Here is an 18,022-nt window from a genome sequence, read left to right as displayed (position 1 = left end):
AATGTGACATGATCGACACATGTAAATAAGGCGGATATCATGCATAACAAAAAATTAACTTTAAAAGTGTTACACTTAACTTGTGTTCCATTTTGTGTTTTATTTCTGTAAATATTTCTTTATTGCATCATTGATACCATAGAACCTTTTAAGTATTCGCTAATTGAAGTTGAGAAATATCAATTGATAAGTATTCGCTTAAATAAATGATTATTGTTACTTAATTAAGAAAAACAAATTGTTAATCAAAACTAAATAATGTTTTATTTTTGATTTTTAAATCTAAATTAAAATGGCTGCTTGGATGGATTTATATACTTATCGTATATTGGGGGTAATTGTGATTGTATTTGCGGTAATTTAATTTAGTTTGCTTTCTATTTGATTTTGTAGGACGAATTCTGGTTTATTTTTTCATCTAACTCGAATTGGTTTTTACGCATTTGCTTGTTTGTATCCTAATGTTGATAAGGTAATCTAAATAATCTATTTGTGTCAAATTACACGAAATTTACGCTGAGTCCCAGAGGACTCTTAAGGTGAAGTGGCATAAATAATTAAATCTAAATTGGTTTGATGGTGAGAAGTTGGAAGTAGATTAATAATATTGGTGTGGTTTATATTTAAACTGATGTGACATTTTATTTGTTTGTTTTTTTTGATAATTAAATACTTAAAATTATTATGACTTAATTGGTTAGATAATAATGTATTTGTTCTTTTTCGCAAATTTAACTTGTAATGATGACTATGCTTTAATGCAAATTAACATGGGATTTTATTTATAAGTTTTGAAATAAAAACTTTGAATAGTTTTATTATTTGTGTTCTTGGGGACGTGTATTTATGGCTGATATCCAAATAATTGCTAAAGAAAGTCATGCGACTTTAGCGAATGTTTCAGGAACTACAGTAAAGTTAATAGAACCATCTGTAGTTTTAATTAAATATTCAATTAAAGATGTTTCTGAAATAAAAATAGATGGTACACAGGTAATTATCCATTTAAAAAATGGTGAAGTTATTGTCATTGAGGATTTCTTTAGTTCAACTAAAGGAACTGACAATAGTTTGGTTTTTAGTGATGAGACTGGGAAGTTAATTTGGGTGCGTTTTACAGATAATGAAGGCTTATTTTTAAGCGAAATTCATTATCAACCAGTAGAAGAGATTGACGCGCTTTTATATCAAGATAATTATAATCCGTTGGCTTGGGCTGCTGTACCACTTACAGCAGGCGGTATTATCGCTTGGGCTGGTGAGTCTAGTTCGGCATTAAACGATGGACCTGAACCTTCAGAGGGCGATTCGGATTCAGACAGCGACTCAGATTCGGACAGCGATTCGGATTCAGACAGCGACTCAGACTCGGATAGCGACTCAGATTCAGACAGCGATTCAGATTCAGACAGCGACTCGGACTCTGATAGCGATTCAGATTCAGACAGCGACTCGGATTCAGACAGCGACTCAGATTCGGACAGTGATTCAGATTCAGACAGCGACTCTGACTCAGACTCTGATTCAGACAGCGATTCAGATTCGGACAGCGACTCAGATTCGGACAGCGACTCTGATTCGGACAGCGACTCAGACTCGGACAGCGACTCAGACTCGGACAGCGACTCTGATGATAATACTGCTCCAGATGCTCCGACTAATGTCGTCATTAGTGAAGATGGTTTAAGCATTACGGGTAAAGCAGAAGCTGGTTCAACCGTTGAAGTTAAAGACAAAGCTGGCAACGTCATTGGTACAGGTACTGCGGATGCGGACGGCAACTTTGAAGTTACGCTAGATCGTCCAGTCACCGATGGTGAAGTGGTTGATGTTACAGCTACCGATAAAGCTGGGAATACCTCTGAACCGACTGAAGCAACCGGTACTAAAGATACTGTTGCGCCAGATGCTCCAGAAGATGTTGTGATCGGTGAAGATGGTTCAAGTATTACTGGTCAAGCAGAAGCTGGTTCAGCTGTTGAAGTTAAAGACAAAGACGGCAATGTGATTGGTCGTGGTACAGCGGATGCGGAAGGCAACTTTGAAGTTACGCTAGTGAACCGTACCGGGTTTGTCGGAGGGTCAATATTCTGAGAGACTATTCCGATGAAAAAACCAAACTATACCCCCGAAATTAGAGAAAGAGCGGTTCAATTACTAATTGAATCTGAAAAAGATTATCCTTCTACTTGGGCAGCAATCACAGCTATTGCACCTAAGATTGGTTGTACTCCTGAAACATTGCGTGTTTGGTATTTAAAGCATATGGATCAACTAAATCCTGCCAAAGTACAACAGATATCTGACCAAGAAAAAATGAAGCAAATGGAACGTGAAATTAAAGAATTAAAACGTGCCAATGAAATTCTACGTAAAGCAGCCGCTTTTTTCGCCCAGGCGGAGCTCGACCGCCCACACAAATAATGGTGGATTTTATCCATAACAATAAAGATCGATATGGTGTTGAAGCGATTTGTAGAATTTTACCGATTGCAGCTTCGACCTATTATCGGGCTTTAGATCTCGTTGATAACCCAGAACATCGAGCGAAACGTGCTCAGCATGATTTACATCATGCAGAACAAATCAAACGTATTTGGAAAGAAAGTTCAGGTCGATATGGTGTACGTAAAGTCTGGCAAAAATTGAAACGTGAAGGCTATGTTATTGCACGTTGTACAGTTGCTCGATTGATGCAGAAGCTAGATATACAAGGTGTTTGGCGTGGTAAGAACAAACAAACTACCCGCAGCCGAGATGATCAAAAACGAGCAGATGATTTAGTGAAACGGAATTTTAGTGCTGATCGACCTGACCAATTATGGGTCAGTGACTTTACGTATATTCAAACCAATTCTGGCTGGGTCTACACTGCATTTATTATTGATGTGTTCTCGCGAGCAATTGTTGGATGGAAAGTATCTACACGGATGAATACAGATATGGTGCTCGATGCATTGGAGCAAGCATTGCACGATCGAGGCATGCCAAAGAATGTAATTCATCATTCCGATAGAGGTGTTCAATATCTTTCTATTCGCTATACCAATCGTTTAGAAGCAGCAAATTTACGAGCATCAGTCGGTACGACAGGTGATTCATACGATAATGCTTTGGCTGAAACGGTGAATGGCTTATACAAAACAGAGGTGATTGAATATTTAAAAGCAGATTGGCAAGGTTTAGCGGATGTACAACTTGCGACATTAAATTGGGTAGATTGGTTCAACAAAAAGCGTGTACACAGTGCACTGGGTTATGTATCGCCTTTTGAGTTTGAAGCAATGTACTATGATAAGATTAATCCGTTAGGTCAGGTGGCCTAACTTAAATAAAAAAGTCTCCGACAAACCCGGTACGGTTCAGTCAGGTGGCCTAACTTAAATAAAAAAGTCTCCGACAAACCCGGTACGGTTCAGATTCGGACAGCGACTCGGATTCAGACAGCGACTCAGACTCGGACAGCGACTCAGATTCGGACAGCGACTCAGATTCAGACAGCGACTCAGATTCAGACAGCGACTCAGATTCGGATAGCGATTCAGATTCGGATAGCGACTCAGATTCAGACAGCGACTCAGACTCGGACAGCGACTCAGACTCGGATAGCGACTCAGACTCGGACAGCGACTCAGACTCGGACAGCGACTCAGATTCGGACAGCGATTCAGATTCAGATTCGGACAGCGACTCAGATTCGGATAGTGACTCAGATTCGGATAGTGACTCAGACTCGGACAGCGACTCAGACTCGGACAGCGACTCAGATTCAGACAGCGACTCAGACTCGGATAGCGACTCAGACTCGGACAGCGACTCAGACTCGGACAGCGATTCAGATTCGGACAGTGAACCGTACCGGGTTTGTCGGAGACTTTTTTATTTAAGTTAGGCCACCTGACCTAACGGATTAATCTTATCATAGTACATTGCTTCAAACTCAAAAGGCGATACATAACCCAGTGCACTGTGTACACGCTTTTTGTTGAACCAATCTACCCAATTTAATGTCGCAAGTTGTACATCCGCTAAACCTTGCCAATCTGCTTTTAAATATTCAATCACCTCTGTTTTGTATAAGCCATTCACCGTTTCAGCCAAAGCATTATCGTATGAATCACCTGTCGTACCGACTGATGCTCGTAAATTTGCTGCTTCTAAACGATTGGTATAGCGAATAGAAAGATATTGAACACCTCTATCGGAATGATGAATTACATTCTTTGGCATGCCTCGATCGTGCAATGCTTGCTCCAATGCATCGAGCACCATATCTGTATTCATCCGTGTAGATACTTTCCATCCAACAATTGCTCGCGAGAACACATCAATAATAAATGCAGTGTAGACCCAGCCAGAATTGGTTTGAATATACGTAAAGTCACTGACCCATAATTGGTCAGGTCGATCAGCACTAAAATTCCGTTTCACTAAATCATCTGCTCGTTTTTGATCATCTCGGCTGCGGGTAGTTTGTTTGTTCTTACCACGCCAAACACCTTGTATATCTAGCTTCTGCATCAATCGAGCAACTGTACAACGTGCAATAACATAGCCTTCACGTTTCAATTTTTGCCAGACTTTACGTACACCATATCGACCTGAACTTTCTTTCCAAATACGTTTGATTTGTTCTGCATGATGTAAATCATGCTGAGCACGTTTCGCTCGATGTTCTGGGTTATCAACGAGATCTAAAGCCCGATAATAGGTCGAAGCTGCAATCGGTAAAATTCTACAAATCGCTTCAACACCATATCGATCTTTATTGTTATGGATAAAATCCACCATTATTTGTGTGGGCGGTCGAGCTCCGCCTGGGCGAAAAAAGCGGCTGCTTTACGTAGAATTTCATTGGCACGTTTTAATTCTTTAATTTCACGTTCCATTTGCTTCATTTTTTCTTGGTCAGATATCTGTTGTACTTTGGCAGGATTTAGTTGATCCATATGCTTTAAATACCAAACACGCAATGTTTCAGGAGTACAACCAATCTTAGGTGCAATAGCTGTGATTGCTGCCCAAGTAGAAGGATAATCTTTTTCAGATTCAATTAGTAATTGAACCGCTCTTTCTCTAATTTCGGGGGTATAGTTTGGTTTTTTCATCGGAATAGTCTCTCAGAATATTGACCCTCCGACAAACCCGGTACGGTTCAGCGATTCGGATTCGGACAGCGACTCAGACTCGGACAGCGATTCAGACTCAGACAGCGATTCGGATTCGGATAGCGATTCAGACTCAGACAGTGATTCAGATTCGGATAGCGATTCAGATTCGGACAGCGATTCAGATTCAGACAGCGATTCAGATTCAGACAGCGATTCAGATTCAGACAGCGATTCAGATTCGGACAGCGATTCAGATTCGGACAGTGATTCAGATTCAGACAGCGATTCGGATTCAGACAGCGATTCGGATTCAGATAGCGACTCGGACTCGGACAGTGATTCGGATTCGGATAGCGACTCAGATTCAGACAGCGACTCAGATTCGGACAGCGATTCGGATTCAGATAGCGACTCGGATTCAGACAGCGACTCAGACTCGGATTCAGATAGCGACTCGGATTCGGACAGCGATTCAGATTCGGACAGCGACTCGGATTCGGACAGCGACTCAGATTCGGACAGCGACTCAGACTCGGACAGCGACTCGGATTCAGACAGCGACTCAGATGTAGATAGCGACTCGGATACAGATGCGCTTGAAGAGGCACCAACTGTAGAAGACAAGGTTGGTAGTGTTACAGGCCAAATTGGCAAGAATGATGTGACAGATGATGTTAAGCCAACGATTTCGGGTGTTGGTGCAATTGCTGGTGCAACCATTACTGTTTATAACAATGGTGCGATCATTGGTACTGCAACCGCTGCAGCCAATGGTACCTGGTCACTACAACCAGAAAATGCTTTAACAGAAGGTCTTCATTCAATCACAGCAACGCAAACGGTTGATGGTAATGAGAGTGCTCAATCACCAGCACTTGAGTTTGAAGTAGACATCACACCACCTGTAATTACTTTTGCAGAAGTGAGTGAAGATAATGCTTTACTTACAATTGAAACGGAACCTAACGTTACTGTGATCGTAAAAGATGCAGATGGTAATGTGCTGAAAGAAGGTCAAGCAGATGCGAATGGTGTTTTTGAATACAAACCCAATACGCCATTTGTAAAAGGTGAGATTTTAAATATCACTGCAAAAGATAAGGCAGGCAATCAATCAGACCTACAAACACGTGTTGGGGTTAAAGAGATTATTGCTGCGGTCGATAATAATATCGATGTTAAACTGGATGCAACACCAGAGAAGATTATCAATAGCAAACCAAGTGATTTGGATAACGGTGGTTTGACGGTTGCAAATGTTGGCTTAGGTCCTGTTCTTGGACTGGATGTACTGGCTGATGTGATTAAAAACTCAGTTCAACTTGACGTGGGTGAAAATCAAGTTCGAGAAGTTACTCTTCATGGCAGCGCATTCGGTGTTCAAGTCGTTGGAACAATGGATTTATATGTATATAAACTCAATGAGACAACCAATGAATGGGAACAACATGCAGTTAAACAAAACTGGGTAGTCTCTTATTTACTCGGTGGTAAGTCTGAAGACACTTCATTTACGCTAGGCGAAGGTAAATGGATGTTTGTCATGGCTTCTGGTGAGGGCGTTCAAGTCTTAACTGGCTATAAACTATATTTCACTAAAGATGTAGTTTTAGATTACAACAATGCTGAATCGGTTAAAGGTGAAGCACACGGTAATATGCTAACGGATGAAGATCCGAAGTTTGGGCAAGATGAATTACCAGCAGGAACAACATTAACTTCGGTGAATGGTCAGACGCTCAATCAAGATGAACCGTACCGGGTTTGTCGGAGACTTTTTTATTTAAGTTAGGCCACCTGACCTAACGGATTAATCTTATCATAGTACATTGCTTCAAACTCAAAAGGCGATACATAACCCAGTGCACTGTGTACACGCTTTTTGTTGAACCAATCTACCCAATTTAATGTCGCAAGTTGTACATCCGCTAAACCTTGCCAATCTGCTTTTAAATATTCAATCACCTCTGTTTTGTATAAGCCATTCACCGTTTCAGCCAAAGCATTATCGTATGAATCACCTGTCGTACCGACTGATGCTCGTAAATTTGCTGCTTCTAAACGATTGGTATAGCGAATAGAAAGATATTGAACACCTCTATCGGAATGATGAATTACATTCTTTGGCATGCCTCGATCGTGCAATGCTTGCTCCAATGCATCGAGCACCATATCTGTATTCATCCGTGTAGATACTTTCCATCCAACAATTGCTCGCGAGAACACATCAATAATAAATGCAGTGTAGACCCAGCCAGAATTGGTTTGAATATACGTAAAGTCACTGACCCATAATTGGTCAGGTCGATCAGCACTAAAATTCCGTTTCACTAAATCATCTGCTCGTTTTTGATCATCTCGGCTGCGGGTAGTTTGTTTGTTCTTACCACGCCAAACACCTTGTATATCTAGCTTCTGCATCAATCGAGCAACTGTACAACGTGCAATAACATAGCCTTCACGTTTCAATTTTTGCCAGACTTTACGTACACCATATCGACCTGAACTTTCTTTCCAAATACGTTTGATTTGTTCTGCATGATGTAAATCATGCTGAGCACGTTTCGCTCGATGTTCTGGGTTATCAACGAGATCTAAAGCCCGATAATAGGTCGAAGCTGCAATCGGTAAAATTCTACAAATCGCTTCAACACCATATCGATCTTTATTGTTATGGATAAAATCCACCATTATTTGTGTGGGCGGTCGAGCTCCGCCTGGGCGAAAAAAGCGGCTGCTTTACGTAGAATTTCATTGGCACGTTTTAATTCTTTAATTTCACGTTCCATTTGCTTCATTTTTTCTTGGTCAGATATCTGTTGTACTTTGGCAGGATTTAGTTGATCCATATGCTTTAAATACCAAACACGCAATGTTTCAGGAGTACAACCAATCTTAGGTGCAATAGCTGTGATTGCTGCCCAAGTAGAAGGATAATCTTTTTCAGATTCAATTAGTAATTGAACCGCTCTTTCTCTAATTTCGGGGGTATAGTTTGGTTTTTTCATCGGAATAGTCTCTCAGAATATTGACCCTCCGACAAACCCGGTACGGTTCAAGATGGCAAAACCATTATCCAAGGTAAATTTGGTATATTGACGGTTGAGGCAGATGGTACGTATACCTATACCGTAAATGACAACTTCCGTGGTTATGGTGAGAAAGATGTGTTTAATTACCTGGTGACTTCACCATCAGGTAATACTTCAGAAGCTGAATTGACCTTTGATTTAAACCTTACGCCAAAAGATCAACGCATTGAAATTGATAATGTTGTGATCATAGATACAGCACCAAGTGTAACTTTAGATACGGACAAGTCTGAAATTAAGGCGGCGACTGGATTTAAGTTGATCGATTTAGGTTTGCTTGGGCCAATTCTGAATGCTGAGATATTATCTAATGCTGGCGCTATGCAGTTCACTGTTGGGAAAAATGAGGTCCGTGAACTCACTTTCCATGGTAGTGCAGGTGGTGTATCAATTGGTAAAACTTTTGATATGGTCATTTATAAACTGGATCCAAGTACAGGTAACTATGTCCAGGTACATCTTGAAAAAGATTGGTTTAACATTATCTTGCTTGGCGGAAAGTCAGATCCTTTAACCTTGTTATTTGGTGAAGGGGAATACCGTGCAATCTTAAATAGTAAAGGGCTACTCGGTGTTGCTGAAGGTTCTGGTCTATACGTAGATCACGATAAGATCTATGACTATGGAAAACCAACAGAATATGCAGGTTCAGTCAGCGGTGATGCGACACCAGATGAGACAACGATTTTACTTAAAGTCAAAGCCAACGGCGTTGAAGTTGATGTGAAGCCAGATAGTGCTGCTGAAATTACAGGTAAGTATGGCGTATTAACCATAAATACTGATGGCAGTTATACCTATACGGTGACAAAACCTGTAAATGCTCCAGCGGATTGGAAACCTGCCTACGGTCAAGTCGATAGTTTCCAATTGGTTACGCAAGGTGCTAATGGTAAGACGGTTATTGAAAACTTAAATATCAAAATTGGTACGCATACTGCTCAAGATGATTTTAATACAGTAACTGTTGCAGAGCATAATGTTGAGTCTAAAGTTGAATTCCATGATTCATCTACACTTTTGAATGGCATTGGAAAAACCTATTCAAAAGAATTTGATATCAAAACCAATGAAATGGGTAAAGGCTTTACCATTAAAGTTGCAGGAACTTCTGAAAGCTTCTTGGGTCTGAATAAGAAAGACATGACAGTCAGTTATGTATTGAAGAATACAACAACGGGACAACAATGGACTTTCACTACACCGAAGGGCAAAGATGCGGTACTTGATATTGGGGGGGGGAATTTACCTGCTGGTCATTACGCCTTAACAGTGATTACCCAAGATGGAACAATTGATAGCATCGATTTTGTGGCTGATATTGTTCATCTAGACAGCTATACCGAAAAACTGACGCCAATTGCTGGTAAATTATTTGAAAATGACCTTGGTATAGATTCAATTAATAGCCTGAAAATTGGTAATAAAGAATTGTCAGTCAGTGATCCGAATAAAGGTGTGAAGTCATTCGATATTAAGGGTGAGTTCGGAACATTAACGGTATTTAAAGATGGCAACTACAGCTATAAACCAACAGGTGGAATATACGGTATAGATCATTTCACTTATGAAACAACATCTAATGTTGGTACTAAAGAAACTGCCGTACTTGAAATTAATGTTGGTAAGAATATTAGCGCATCTGAATTTAGTGATAGCGTGAAGAGTTCTGCTGCAAACGACACCTTTAAAATGGGTGCCGGTGCAGATACTGTGATTTATGACATATTGAATAAATCTGATGCGAACAGCGGTGGTAATGGCGGTAATGGTTTAGATACTTGGACTGATTTTAACGCTACCGAAGGTGATAAAATCGATATTAGTAAATTGCTTGATGGAAATCAAAATGCAAATAATATTGGTGATTATGTCAGTTATGAAGATGGTGTATTGAAAATCGATCGTAATGGCAAGGCTGATAGTATTGGCCAACCAGAAGGAAGTTCAGGTCAGTCTAATTATGTTGATTTAATTAACATTAATACTTCTAGTTCACTTGAGGACTTGCTGAAAAATAATATTATTTGGCATTAATATTCTGTTATTCGGTTAGTTAAATAAAAAAGGATCCTTGGGTCCTTTTTTATTGTTATTAATAAGAAAGATATAATATATGGGATTTAATTTTCCTATATTATTTGTGAGAGCTATTGTTAATTTTTTATTATTAATGTGGTATATTGCTATTAAGTTTTTGCTAAAAAATCTATAGTCGGTAATGGTGATTTATTAATCTTGATTAATAGGGTGGATTCATTTTTAGGTGAATTAACATTAAAAGATAATGTTTTAAATGAGAGTTTTTCTGTTTTATTTTCATATGGAAGTCAAGTTGCCGATCAATCTTAGATAGTTGTTTTCTGCTGAGTATAATTTAAGTATTAGACTTGGCTAGACTAATTTGTTTTTATGAATTTGTGGAATAAATAGGATTTTTATTTGTATGCTGAGTTATTTTTTAAATTCTCCTTTTGGTTATAAACTAACGGGGATTGAACATGCATCTTTGAAGCGGTATAAACTATTTAAAGAGATGGGCTTAGCTTGCAATATAGTGACAATGAATTACTCTACTGAACTGCAACCTATTTGTAATTTACATAATATCGAATACACTGATTTTATAAATTTATACAAGAGTTATCAGGGTTTTGATCGAGATTTAATCTATACGTTGCAAGACTTTCTACAAACTTTGCATCAGCCTGAAGTTAAGCCTGTACTTAATATCGAAACTGATCATAAAGTTTTTGTCGGAGGTGTTTATGTTATGTATATTCGATGCTTTAAAGGCACAGATCGAGTTTCATATATCAATTATTTTAATCCTGAAAGGCAGAAAGTTAGACGCGAACTTTATGATTATTTAGGATATAAGAGTTGTGAAGTCATCTTGTTTAATAATAAGGTATTACAGCAAAATCACTATGATGCAAATCAGCAAATATACTTAATAGTGAATCATCATGAAGATAAGAAGTCTTATACTTTGCAGCATAAAAATAAAAAACTATTTTTTGCAAATGAAACTGCTTTACAACAGCATTGGTTAGAGACGCTTATTCAGGGGAATACATATTTTTTTATTGATAAAAATAGAATTTATAATTCTATTTTGGCAGAAATTAAAAATGATGATTTAAAAAAAATAGCCATTATTCATAGCACGCATACTAGTAATCCTAATATGAGTGGTAACAAGAAGGTTAATTCAAATTATAAATATCTACTAGATAATCAACAACATTTTTCTGCTTGCGTAGTTGGTACACAGGCGCAGTATTTAGATTTAATTGCTGATTTTAATATGAGTATTCCAGTTTATGTTATCCCACCAAGTTATATAAGTGAATACAGAAAGAACACTCAACTTGAGTCAGAAACTTTTAGAATTTTATCTATTGGACGTATTGCAACTGAAAAGCGCCATGAGGATATGGTTATGGCGATGAAAACTGTCGTACAAACGATTCAAAATGCGCGTTTAGAGTTTTTTGGTTCAGGGGATATTAAACAAATAGATCGTATTAAGGCTCTAATTAATGAACATGGATTACAAGAATATATATTTTTAAAAGACTATGTTCATGATATTAAATCAGAATTATTTAATGCTCAGCTTAGTCTTGTTACTAGTAAGGTTGAAAGTTTTTGTATTGCAATTTTAGATAGTTTAGAACAGGGAACACCTGTTATTTCCTATGATATTAAATATGGACCATCTTCAATTATACAAGATGGTGTCAATGGGAAACTTGTGGCTCATGGTGATGTGGAAAGCCTCTCTAGTAGCATTATTGACTACTATCGCAATAATATGTTTAATTACAGCGATAATACTCAATTGGTTTTAGATGAATATTCTAGTCAAAAGGTGAGTAGTAAATGGAAAGATTTATTAAATGATTTAAATCGAACTGATATTAATCATATTTAATAAGGGGGATATAATCTCGTAGTCTAATTAACTTTCGCAATTTATTTTTTATTAAAGAGTGTAATAGATTTCTTTTATTAATTATTTTAGTTTCTATTTTAGTAGAAAGAAGTGGTTATATAATTTTATGAAAGCAGTCTAATCTTTAATAAATAACGAACAAGATCTTTATTTATTACAAGGATTACTAAGCATTCAATGACCTATTCAGTACACTTTAGAAAAAAAGTATTAGCTAAGCTTGAATCAGGGATGAGTATTCGAGCACTTGCTGATAAATATGATTTGAGTCCCACGACCATACAAAAGTGGAAAACCAAGCTCGAACCCAAGCCTGATTGTGTGCGTAAGCCCTTGAAGATTGAGGATCAGGCCTTGAGCGATGACTTATTAAACTATCCCGATGCGACGTTTACTGAACGGGCGAGCCGGTTTAATTGTTCGGCAGTTGCGATTAGTAAGGCGATTAAACGCTTGGCTGCAAAAAACCGTAGCACTGAGTAAATGTCGATCTATTCTCTCTATCAGCTGTAATCTCCCTACAGCACATTCCTTAGCTCGCGTGCCGTGTCTTGCAACAGCGGAAGGATTTTTGTGAGTAAATAGTCATCCGTGGTTTTCGTGGTGGATGAAATAATATTCAGAGCAGCAACCACTTTGGATTGCTGCGCATAAATAGGAACAGCCAAGGCGTGTATGCCCAGCTCATGTTCTTCTTGTGATAGACAAAAATCTTGCTGGGCAACCTGTTGAAGGACTTGATAAAAATCGGCCTCGTCCTGAATGGTATAGGGCGTTAAACGTTTTAGACCATGTCGATCAAACCAGACTTTCTGCTCATCATGCGTTAAGGCGGCCAATAATACTTTACCCGTCGAGGTGGCGTGTGCAGGTAAGCGATTACCCAAATGCATGCCATAAGGGCTTATGCGTAAGTTATCTTGCTGGGCTAAGTAACTCCGTGCAATCGGCACCACTTCATTTTCATCCAGTACCGCAATTGAAAAGGTGAATGATGTTTGTGCACTGAGTAGGTTTAACATCGGTTGCGCGACTTTGGGTAGCGATGCCGAACTCAGATAAGAGCTGGAAAAACGCAGTACTTTGTGGGTTAACCAAAAATAGTGTTCGTCTCCATCCAAATAGCCTAAGAACTTTAAGGTACGCAAATAGCGTCTGGCGGCAGTGCGACTGATTCCTGTGCGGGCTGAAACTTGCGAGGCATTGAGTTTCTGCCGTTCCATGCCAAATGCTTCAAGCAGCGCCAAGCCTTTGGCTAGCCCCGCAATATAGTCATCATTAGAGATACTTTCTCCAGAAGATGAATTGTGAATTTGTTGGTATCGCATCGCGTTCCCTGCTTTTTAAAATATCAACTTATGAACTATTGTCCGCTATACGGTGGAGGTCTCCGTATAGCGGTGAATTTGTCATGCTCACTATAGCCTAAAGCAACTTTAAAAATTAACTTTAATGAATGAAGCAAGGAGCATTCATCATGGAAGTTTTAACCACAAAAGTTGCAATTATCGGTTCAGGTCCTGCGGGTTTATTGTTGGGGCAATTGCTTTATAAAGCAGGGATTGAGCATATTATCATCGAGCAACGTAGTGCGGATTATGTTTCAGCGCGGATTCGTGCTGGTATTTTAGAGCAAGTGTCTGTGGATTTACTGACACAAGCAGGGGTGGATCAGCATCTAAATCAACAAGGTCTACCACATTCAGGCATTGAAATCCTGACTCAAGGCATCAAGCATCGGATTGATTTAACCGCATTGACTCAGGGCAAACAGGTTGTGGTCTATGGCCAAACGGAATTAACCAAAGATTTGATGCAGGCACGTACACAGGCAGAACTCAGCTCATTCTACGAAGCACAAGATGTACAGGTACATGGTTTTTATGACATGCCTTTTGTGACCTTTGAGCATCATGGAATACAATATCGGGTGAACTGTGATTTTATTGCTGGCTGTGATGGTTATCATGGGGTTTGCCGTGCCAGTGTGCCGAAAGAAAACATAAAGACCTTTGAAAAAGTCTATCCCTTCGGTTGGCTCGGTATTTTGGCAGATGTACCCCCAGTGGCTGAAGAGTTGATCTATGTACAGTCAGATCGTGGTTTTGCACTGTGTAGCATGCGCTCTAAAACACGTAGTCGTTATTATTTACAAGTGCCGCTCACAGATAAAGTGGAAGATTGGTCTGATCAACGCTTTTGGGATGAGTTAAGTAAACGTCTTGATGATGAAAGTCGTCAACATCTAGTGACAGGCCCTTCCATTGAAAAAAGCATCGCACCGTTGCGTAGTTTTGTGACTGAGCCGATGCGCTTTGGAAAAATGTTTCTTGCCGGAGATGCAGCACATATTGTCCCACCGACAGGCGCAAAAGGTTTGAATCTTGCAGCATCCGACATTGCCTATCTCTCTAGCGCCCTCATTGAGTTTTATACCGAAGCTTCAGCGCAAGGGATTGAGCAATACTCTGAAAAATGTTTGCAGCGGGTTTGGAAAGCTGAGCGTTTCTCTTGGTGGATGACACACCTTTTACACCGATTTGAAAATGAAAGTGAATTTGATTTAAAAATCAAGCAAGCAGAGTTGGCCTATGTGCTAGGTTCCGTCGCTGGGCAAACCACCTTGGCTGAAAACTATGTGGGTTTGGCTTATGAAGGCAAAGCCATGCTGTAATCCCAAAGCTCAAACACCAGCGGCTTCAAACTCAGGCCACTGCACGGTCAAGCCACGTTGCGTGACAGTGGGGATTGCTCGTGCAAGGTGTTGTTGTACTAACAATAGGATCGGCCATAATAGACCTCTGGCATTCATCTTGATGTTATAAGGTGATATGCAAACTTAATCATAATCCGTAATTTGAGGCACGCCCCATGAAAGCAATACAATTGAAAAAACCCGCAGGCTTTGACAGTTTACACTGTGTTGAATTGCCGCAGCTTGGTGAGCCGCAAGCTGGCGAGATTCAGGTCAAGATTTGCGCCAATTCTTTAAATTTTCATGATTTGGTTGTGGTTCGAGGTGATTTCCCGACTGCAGAAGGTCGTATTCCGATGTCAGATGGTGCTGGTGTGGTTACGGCGGTTGGTGCTGGCGTGACTGAATTTGCCGTGGGTGATCACGTGGTGTCTTGTTTTTTCCCAACGTGGCAGGATGGGCCAGCAAATTTATCGGATTTTGCAACAGTGCCAGGGGATGGGGTTGATGGTTATGCGATTGAACAAGTCAATGCGCCAAGCACTTCATTTACGCATGCACCAAGTCAGTATAGCCATGCACAGGCAGCAACTTTGACTACAGCAGCATTGACGGCATGGCGTGCTTTGGTGGTCGATGGCAAACTGAAAGCTGGAGATACTGTTTTAGTCTTGGGGACCGGTGGTGTTTCAATTTTTGCATTACAAATGGCCAAGTCCCTAGGTGCTAAGGTGATTGCAACGACTTCATCTGAAGCGAAAAAACAAAAATTACTGGCACTTGGTGCTGATCAGGTAATTAATTACCGTGATGAAAAAAACTGGGGTGATGTAGTGCTTGAACTCACTGCTGGTCGTGGCGCTGATATTGTGGTTGAAGTCGGTGGTCCTGCAACATTGGCACAATCGATTCGTGCCTGTCGAGTCGGTGGACATATTGCATTGATTGGTATTTTAACCGGTTATTCCGGTGAAATTCCGACAGTTGAATTAATGGCCAAGCAAATTAGCCTAAAAGGGATTATCGTCGGTAGCCGCGAGCAGCAACAAGAGATGGTGAAGGCATTAAATCGCTTTGATTGGGTGCCAGTGATTGACCGTACATTCTCGGTAGATCAAATGGCAGAAGCCTTCAAATACCAAGAATCTGGTCAGCATTTTGGCAAAATTTGCATTCAGCACTAAGCCAGATCAAGCAATCAAGCGCGAACATAGACAAACGCTTGATTCAATAAAAATCTAACTCTATCTTGAACCCCATAAGTGATGTCCAACTTATGGGGTTCAGTACCTGTACAGCGTTTTTTAAAAGACGTGCCTAGAGATGACTGGCAAATGCATCCGAACAATGTTGTGGTATTTCGCAGGGCAGAGTTGAGTGAAAAAGAGCAGAAAAGTTACCCACACAAATTGTGGATAGTTTTTGGGCTGAAAGCCTTATTCGTTGTATGGGATTGTGCTTTTTGCTCAATTAATGATCGAAATTTGACCCCATTATTTTCGCCCAGATTTTAAAAAGTCGACCTGTTATAGATCGACTTTAAATCTTAGTAATTGATAGCAAGTTATTAATATTTAAAATAATTAATTAAGTGCTATCTGACTAGATCGCTTTAAATGCTTCTAATGCACGAATCCGAGTTTGTTTTAGATCGGCAATCGGTTGCGGATAATTTAAATGCAAATTTTTATCTTTTGCATAGGGTTCATGAATCTGTTTTGCATCTAAATGGGCCAATTCGGGAACCCACTGACGGATATAATCACCGCTTGCATCAAAACGTTGTGATTGCGACACTGGATTAAAAATACGGAAGTAGGGAACAGAATCTGTACCAGTCGATGCACACCATTGCCAACCGCCATTATTGGCAGACAGGTCACCATCGATTAAATGCTGCATAAACCATTGCTCACCGAGACGCCAATCAATCAATAGATTTTTGCAAAGGAACATCGCTGTGATCATCCGCACCCGATTATGCATCCAACCTGTGGCTAAAAGCTGACGCATTCCGGCATCGACAATTGGAATTCCAGTTTGGCCCTGTTGCCATGCGTGTAGGTCTTGCGCGGCATCACGCCATTGGATGTTGTTGGTATTGATTTTAAAGGGCTGGTGTTTAGAGACTTGTGGGAAATCAAACAATATATGTTGATAAAACTCACGCCAGATGAGCTCATCTAGCCAAGTTTGTTGCCCCAGATTGTCGATATGAAAATGACCCTGTTGCAAGCGGAAGAGTCCCTGAATCGTCTGGCGAATCGACAGGATTCCGATATTTAAATAGGCCGCCAATCGACTGGTCGAATCTAAATTTGGAAAATCTCTTTCTTGCTGATAATACTCAACTTTATCATTTAGAAATTGATCGAGTAGCGTAACTGCATAGGTTTCACTGATTGGCCAAAGCACACGTTGTTCATCGGTGACGTGGGCGGGGACAAAATCCTCAAGCTGACAGTGCGATGTTGTAAACAGGGGATGCGCTGAAAGTGGGGTTTGCGCCTCAATCGCGGGATAACACTGTGGCAGACTGATTATCAGCTGTTCATAGCAATTTTTTTTAAATGCACTAAAGACTTTATAAGGTTGCTGAGTTTTATTGCGAATACTTCCGACTGGAAATAGGGTTCGGTCATGATAGAGCTCAAGCGGAATATTGGTATTTTCCAACAACTGCTGCGTAGCCGCATCGCGTTTTAACTCATTTAGCCCAAGTTCAATATTGGCATGCAGGGTCTTGATATTCAGTTGCTGTGCCAGTTGTAGCAAGGCTTGTGGAATTTCGTTCCACAGTGGAATATGTTGAATAATCAGCGGGATATTTAGATTATCCAATTGTATTTTTAGCGATTGCAGTTGTCTGAGATAAAAATCGACTTTAATTGGAGCATCATCATGCAATGCCCATTGTTCGGGAGAAATAGCCACAAATGCAATGCAAGGACCAGCCTGAGTTGCATGCCATAGCGCGGTGTTGTCTTGAACACGTAAATCTTGTCGAAACCAAATCAGTTGCATAAAAGGTGTCACGTCCGCAGTTTGTAAAGTGATGATTGAATGAGTATTGGAATCTTAAATAAAGGATGAATGCGAAACAATGAGCGCCAACCAATCAAATCGGAAAATTTGAGTTTGAGCGAGTACAGTTAAGTTCTAC

General features: G+C 40.0%; 13 protein-coding genes and 3 other annotated features. Of the genes, 8 read left to right on the top strand and 5 right to left on the bottom strand.

Going from position 1 to position 18,022, the window contains the following annotated elements:
• Nucleotides 1–846 precede the first annotated feature (846 nt).
• Nucleotides 847–2,094, top strand: coding sequence for an Ig-like domain-containing protein (locus FD716_RS18890; protein ID WP_171477021.1), 1,248 nt, complete (start codon nucleotides 847–849; stop codon nucleotides 2,092–2,094).
• 12 nt (nucleotides 2,095–2,106) lie between these two features.
• Nucleotides 2,107–3,326 (top strand): IS3 family transposase gene (locus FD716_RS10530; protein WP_125269079.1). Its coding sequence is split into 2 segments (ribosomal slippage): nucleotides 2,107–2,383 and nucleotides 2,383–3,326, totalling 1,221 coding nucleotides; the frame shifts between segments, so codons are not numbered across the junction.
• Nucleotides 2,382–2,498, top strand: a sequence feature (AL1L pseudoknot). It overlaps the preceding gene by 117 nt.
• Before the next feature lie 562 nt (nucleotides 3,327–3,888).
• Here FD716_RS10530 and FD716_RS10520 read toward each other — a convergent pair.
• Nucleotides 3,889–5,108, bottom strand: a protein-coding gene (locus FD716_RS10520) for an IS3 family transposase (RefSeq protein ID WP_125269079.1) whose coding sequence is annotated in 2 segments (ribosomal slippage) — nucleotides 3,889–4,832 and nucleotides 4,832–5,108 — 1,221 coding nt in all. Because the reading frame shifts where the segments join, the coding sequence is not laid out codon by codon here.
• Nucleotides 4,717–4,833: a sequence feature (AL1L pseudoknot), on the bottom strand. Its footprint overlaps the gene before it by 117 nt.
• A gap of 12 nt (nucleotides 5,109–5,120) precedes the next feature.
• The gene (locus FD716_RS19085; protein WP_228714944.1) at nucleotides 5,121–5,831 is read right to left on the bottom strand and encodes a hypothetical protein; all 711 of its coding nucleotides are present in this window, start codon (nucleotides 5,829–5,831) and stop codon (nucleotides 5,121–5,123) included.
• Here FD716_RS19085 and FD716_RS19080 point away from each other — a divergent pair.
• Complete coding sequence (locus FD716_RS19080; RefSeq protein WP_267285307.1) at nucleotides 5,773–6,903, top strand: Ig-like domain-containing protein; 1,131 nt, start codon at nucleotides 5,773–5,775, stop codon at nucleotides 6,901–6,903. The two genes, FD716_RS19085 and FD716_RS19080, sit on opposite strands and share 59 nt — an antisense overlap.
• On the opposite strand, the gene FD716_RS10505 is transcribed toward FD716_RS19080, so the two are convergent.
• A protein-coding gene (locus tag FD716_RS10505; RefSeq protein ID WP_125269079.1) for an IS3 family transposase occupies nucleotides 6,900–8,119 on the bottom strand; the annotation gives its coding sequence in 2 pieces (ribosomal slippage) (nucleotides 6,900–7,843 and nucleotides 7,843–8,119; 1,221 coding nt in all). The two genes, FD716_RS19080 and FD716_RS10505, sit on opposite strands and share 4 nt — an antisense overlap.
• Nucleotides 7,728–7,844, bottom strand: a sequence feature (AL1L pseudoknot). It overlaps the preceding gene by 117 nt.
• Before the next feature lie 63 nt (nucleotides 8,120–8,182).
• Here FD716_RS10505 and FD716_RS10495 point away from each other — a divergent pair.
• From FD716_RS10495 to FD716_RS10485, 3 genes are all read left to right on the top strand, one after another.
• On the top strand, nucleotides 8,183–10,240 hold the full coding sequence (locus FD716_RS10495) for a BapA/Bap/LapF family large adhesin (RefSeq protein WP_407641929.1): 2,058 nt from the start codon (nucleotides 8,183–8,185) through the stop codon (nucleotides 10,238–10,240).
• Between the two features lie 409 nt (nucleotides 10,241–10,649).
• Complete coding sequence (locus FD716_RS10490; RefSeq protein ID WP_139852300.1) at nucleotides 10,650–12,143, top strand: glycosyltransferase; 1,494 nt, start codon at nucleotides 10,650–10,652, stop codon at nucleotides 12,141–12,143.
• Nucleotides 12,144–12,341: 198 nt separating this feature from the next.
• The gene (locus FD716_RS10485; RefSeq protein ID WP_139852299.1) at nucleotides 12,342–12,647 is read left to right on the top strand and encodes an IS630 transposase-related protein; all 306 of its coding nucleotides are present in this window, start codon (nucleotides 12,342–12,344) and stop codon (nucleotides 12,645–12,647) included.
• Between the two features lie 35 nt (nucleotides 12,648–12,682).
• Here the strand turns inward: FD716_RS10485 and FD716_RS10480 are convergent, their stop codons facing one another.
• Nucleotides 12,683–13,492, bottom strand: a complete 810-nt coding sequence (locus tag FD716_RS10480; RefSeq protein WP_139852298.1) for an IclR family transcriptional regulator domain-containing protein — start codon at nucleotides 13,490–13,492, stop codon at nucleotides 12,683–12,685.
• A gap of 149 nt (nucleotides 13,493–13,641) precedes the next feature.
• Between FD716_RS10480 and pobA the strand changes: the two genes are divergently transcribed.
• A complete protein-coding gene (gene pobA / locus FD716_RS10475; RefSeq protein ID WP_139852297.1) occupies nucleotides 13,642–14,838 on the top strand; it encodes a 4-hydroxybenzoate 3-monooxygenase in 1,197 nt (398 codons plus the stop codon).
• A gap of 197 nt (nucleotides 14,839–15,035) precedes the next feature.
• A complete protein-coding gene (locus tag FD716_RS10470) occupies nucleotides 15,036–16,043 on the top strand; it encodes a zinc-dependent alcohol dehydrogenase family protein (RefSeq protein WP_139852296.1) in 1,008 nt (335 codons plus the stop codon).
• Between the two features lie 418 nt (nucleotides 16,044–16,461).
• Here the strand turns inward: FD716_RS10470 and FD716_RS10465 are convergent, their stop codons facing one another.
• Nucleotides 16,462–17,883: a cryptochrome/photolyase family protein gene (locus FD716_RS10465; RefSeq protein ID WP_139852295.1), complete on the bottom strand. Its 1,422-nt coding sequence runs from the start codon at nucleotides 17,881–17,883 to the stop codon at nucleotides 16,462–16,464.
• Nucleotides 17,884–18,022: the final 139 nt, after the last annotated feature.

The sequence above is a fragment of the Acinetobacter pullicarnis genome, assembly GCF_006352475.1.
Taxonomy (GTDB): domain Bacteria; phylum Pseudomonadota; class Gammaproteobacteria; order Pseudomonadales; family Moraxellaceae; genus Acinetobacter; species Acinetobacter pullicarnis.
This window is presented reverse-complemented; position numbering and strand designations above follow the sequence as displayed.